Source organism: Planktosalinus sp. (assembly GCF_059864935.1).
Window position 1 is genome coordinate 1 of the sequence record NZ_JCBCCK010000466.1, and the last position, 4472, is coordinate 4472.

Sequence of the window (4472 nt, forward strand, 5' to 3'; positions counted from 1 at the left end):
GGTGTAAAAGGTAATTTTGCCGTGGTTTCCTTGTTGTTTTGCGGAAGATAACCCAGAAGTTTTTTAACGTCTTCCAGGCAAGCAATATCACTTACGGAAGTCACGTGGGTTACCCCCGACTTGGTAGCGTGGGTACTGGCACCGCCCAGTTCTTCGGAAGTGACGTTTTCATTGGTTACGATTTTCACCACATTGGGGCCGGTAACAAACATATAACTGGTGTCCTGTACCATCAGGGTAAAGTCGGTCATTGCAGGTGAGTAAACCGCTCCACCGGCACAAGGCCCCATAATGGCCGACAATTGCGGGATCACTCCCGATGCCTGCACATTGCGGTAAAATATATCGGCATAACCGCCCAGCGAACGCACACCTTCCTGAATTCTGGCTCCACCGGAATCATTCAGGCCAATCATAGGTACGCCTAACTTCACGGCTAAATCCATGGTCTTGCAAATTTTCTCTGCGTGGGTTTCAGATAAAGCTCCCCCAAAAACGGTAAAATCCTGAGCAAACACACAAACGGGACGACCGTTGATGGTTCCGTATCCGGTGACCACCCCGTCGCCGTAATATTTTTCGTTTTCCATACCAAAATCGGTAGTTCGGTGGGTAACCAGTATGCCGATTTCCTCAAAAGAACCTTCATCCATCAAGTACTCAATGCGTTCTCGGGCAGTCAGTTTCTTCTTTTCGTGTTGCTTGTCAATGCGTTGTTGCCCGCCACCCAGTTTGGCAAGGGCGATTTTATCCTGTAATTGTTTTCTGTTATTACTCATATCCATATACCCGCAAAGGCGGGTATCTCGTTATTTACCTTCAATTTCTTTTCAAAATCCATTTTCTATTTCAAAAGTCTTTGCATATTTCGATGTCTACGCTTTGGTTTTACCGCAAAGAAGCGCAAAGGTTCCGCAAAGGGCGCAAAGAAAGCTTAATAGACCAATCTCAACATAAGCGGTTTCGACTCCCTGTCTGTCCGCAAGTTTTCTTGGCAGTAATCTCATTAATTAAAACTCACGTCTCACATCTCACGTCTCACATCTAAAATCTCACTTCACAAACAAAGGCTTATCAACCATCAGTTTCACCACCTTTTTCCCCACTTGTTTCAGTTTGGCTTCATCTTCAAAGTGAGTGATTACTTCATCCATCAAATCGACGATGTATTTCATATCGGCTTCTTTCAACCCGCGGGTGGTGACAGCCGGTGTTCCTATTCTGATTCCAGAAGTTACAAAAGGTGATTTATCGTCAAAAGGCACCATGTTTTTGTTTACGGTGATGTCGGCTTTGCCCAGGGCTTCTTCAGCTTGCTTGCCGGAAAGTCCTTTGTTCCTCAGGTCAATCAGCATCATATGGTTGTCTGTTCCTCCGGAAATGACTTTGTATCCTTTATCCACAAAGGCCTGTGCCATCACTTTGGCATTTTTCTTTACCTGAACCATATAGTGTAAAAAGTCATCGGTCAATGCTTCGCCAAAAGCGACTGCTTTAGCTGCAATGATGTGTTCCAAAGGACCACCCTGGTTTCCGGGAAAGATACCGCTGTCCATTAAAGAGGACATTTTACGAAGGCTTCCGTCTTTTAGTTTTATTCCAAATGGATTATCAAAGTCTTTGCCTATTACGATTATCCCTCCACGGGGACCTCGTAATGTTTTATGAGTGGTACTGGTGCAGACATGACAATGCGGCACGGGATCTGAAAGTATGCCTTTAGCAATCAGTCCCGCAGGATGCGCCATATCAGCCATCAGGATGGCTCCTACTTTATCTGCTATTTCGCGAAAGCGTTTGTAATCAATTTCACGTGAGTAAGCCGAAGCTCCGGCGATAATCATTTTAGGTTTTTCGCGTAAAGCGATTTCTTCAATCTTATCATAATCCAACATCCCGGTTTGTTCATTTACGCCATAAAAAACAGGATTGTACAACTTGCCTGAAAAGTTTACGGGTGAACCGTGGGTAAGGTGACCACCGTGCGAAAGGTCAAAACCAAGAAACTTTTCTCCCGGTTTCAAGCACACCGAAAACACAGCCGTATTGGCCTGTGAACCGGAATGTGGCTGCACGTTGGCATACTCGGCACCAAACAATTCTTTAGCACGGTCAATGGCCAGTTGCTCCACCTGATCAACAATCTGGCAACCGCCATAGTAGCGCTTTCCGGGATACCCTTCAGCATATTTATTGGTGAGTACTGAGCCTGCTGCAGCAAGGACACTTGGGCTTACAAAATTTTCGGAGGCGATAAGTTCGAGGCCGGTTTTTTGCCTGTTTTCTTCGGCTTTAATGAGGTCGAATACTTGGGTGTCTTGATGCATAAGGGTGTGTTTTTACAAATCTGCATCAAAAATAAGAATTACATTCGGTAAAGTATTCTAAAAATTACTTATTTCCTCGATGAAAATAAAAAATTCATGTATGTTTGAATAGAATTATTATAACAATACCAAAACTAAAAGTTATGCCCATTACAGCGAATGATCCCAGCAGAAAATCGTGGTTGCCTGTTGACAAGGACTCTGATTTTCCCATACAAAATATCCCTTTCGGTGTGTTTTTAACCCGCGACGATGTGATTACCGTGGGAACACGCATTGGCGATTTTGCCATTGATTTGGGTGCTTTGCATCAGCTTGGCTATTTTGATGGCATTGAATTGACCGATGATATATTTCTTCAGGACACCTTAAATGACTTTATTTCAGACGGTAAAAAAACCTGGCGACTGGTGCGCAACCGCATTGCTGATATATTTGACAAAAAAAACACTGCGCTAAAAGACAATTCCTCCCATCACGACCGGGTGATTTTTACGCTTGACGAAATTGAAATGCAAATGCCTGTTCAGGTGGGTGACTATACCGATTTTTATTCCAGTAAAGAACACGCCACCAATGTGGGTGCTATGTTCCGTGACCCGGAAAACGCCTTATTACCTAACTGGCTGCACATACCTGTAGGTTATCACGGAAGGAGTTCATCCATCATACCCAGCGGAATCAATGTACGCAGACCCAACGGTCAAACTCTTCCCGCAGGAGCTGATACACCTGTTTTTGAACCGTCACGATTGATAGATTTTGAACTGGAAATGGCATTTATCACCACCGATGCCAACGACCTGGGCGAACCCATCCCCATACAAGAAGCAGAAGACTATATTTTTGGATTGGTGCTGTTTAACGACTGGAGTGCGCGCGACATTCAGAAGTGGGAGTATGTTCCATTGGGGCCATTTTTAGCAAAAAGCTTTGCTTCTACAATTTCGCCATGGATTGTTACACTTGATGCATTACAACCTTTTAAAACCGAAAGTCCAAAACCCGAAATAGAGCCGCTTCCCTATTTGCGAACTAGCGGCAAGAAAAGTTATGACATTCATCTGGAAGCCTATATCACTCCCGAAAACGGAACACCCAACCTTGTGACCCGCTCAAACTTTAAGTATATGTACTGGAATATGAGTCAGCAACTGGCACATCACACGAGTAACGGTTGTCCGGTTAAAAGCGGTGATATGATGGGCAGCGGAACCATTTCAGGCCCCACACCAGACTCTTACGGCTCGATGCTGGAACTATCCTGGCGAGGTGAAAAACCCATCAAACTCAATGACGGCACCGAACGCAAGTTTATCAACGACAACGATACTGTAACCCTAAAAGGCTATTGCAAAAACGACAAGGTACGCATTGGCTTTGGAGACTGTTCTACCAGGATTTTACCGGCGTTGAAGATGTAGTTATTTATTTAGTTGTCAGTGTTCAGTAACAGTGTTCAGTGTGAGCATGCCGATGGTTAATTCCGGTAAATTAAATCTGCCAACTGCTACTGGGCACTGAACACTTAAATTATTTTTGGCACCACAATTGTAAACTTACTAACATAACCAACACCTTACAGTTATGAAAAAAGCACTACTTATGCTGATTTTAGCAACCGTGTTTGTTGCTTGCAGCAGTATAAAACGCAGTCAGAAAGAACTCAACAGGGGAAACTATGTCGAGGCAATGAATCTGGCAGTTAAAAAACTTCAGAAAGACAAAACCAACAAAAGGAGTCGGGAATTGATACCAATTCTGGAAGATGCATTTGCCAAATACACTGAAGAATCACTCAACAGAATTGCCTTACTTGAAAGAGAAAACAGCCCGGCTTCAAAACGTGAAATTTTCAACTTGTATTCCCGTTTAGAGCGAATCCAAAACAGCATCAGACCTTTATTACCCCTTTACAGGTTTGGTGATGAAGCTCAATTTCAAATGAATGACTACAGTGAGCAACTCATAAAAGCCAAAGGTGAATATACTGCATTTCTTTATGAAAGGGCACAAAGCATGATGGCTACCGGCAATAAAATGGAGTACCGCAATGCCCATAAAACGTTAAACGAACTCCAAAAACTGTCACCCAACTTCAGGGACACCGATCAACTATTGCGTGAGGCCCACTACTATGGTACT

The 4472-nt window shown here is 43.8% G+C and carries 3 protein-coding genes and 1 pseudogene; 2 read left to right on the plus strand and 2 right to left on the minus strand.

What is annotated here, in order from left to right; all coding sequences use genetic code 11:
- Both AC6F75_RS13745 and glyA read right to left on the minus strand, forming a co-directional pair.
- On the minus strand, positions 1–779 hold a 779-nt coding region (locus AC6F75_RS13745; RefSeq protein ID WP_500715659.1), incomplete at its 3' end, for a carboxyl transferase domain-containing protein.
- 273 nt (positions 780–1052) lie between these two features.
- Positions 1053–2327 (minus strand): serine hydroxymethyltransferase, encoded by a 1275-nt coding sequence (glyA, locus tag AC6F75_RS13750; protein ID WP_500715660.1) that lies wholly within the window; start codon positions 2325–2327, stop codon positions 1053–1055.
- A gap of 143 nt (positions 2328–2470) precedes the next feature.
- Between glyA and fahA the strand changes: the two genes are divergently transcribed.
- Together fahA and AC6F75_RS13760 are read left to right on the plus strand one after the other, a co-directional pair.
- Positions 2471–3751: a fumarylacetoacetase gene (gene fahA / locus AC6F75_RS13755; protein ID WP_500715661.1), complete on the plus strand. Its 1281-nt coding sequence runs from the start codon at positions 2471–2473 to the stop codon at positions 3749–3751.
- Between the two features lie 163 nt (positions 3752–3914).
- A pseudogene (locus AC6F75_RS13760) lies at positions 3915–4472 on the plus strand (hypothetical protein); the annotation flags it as partial.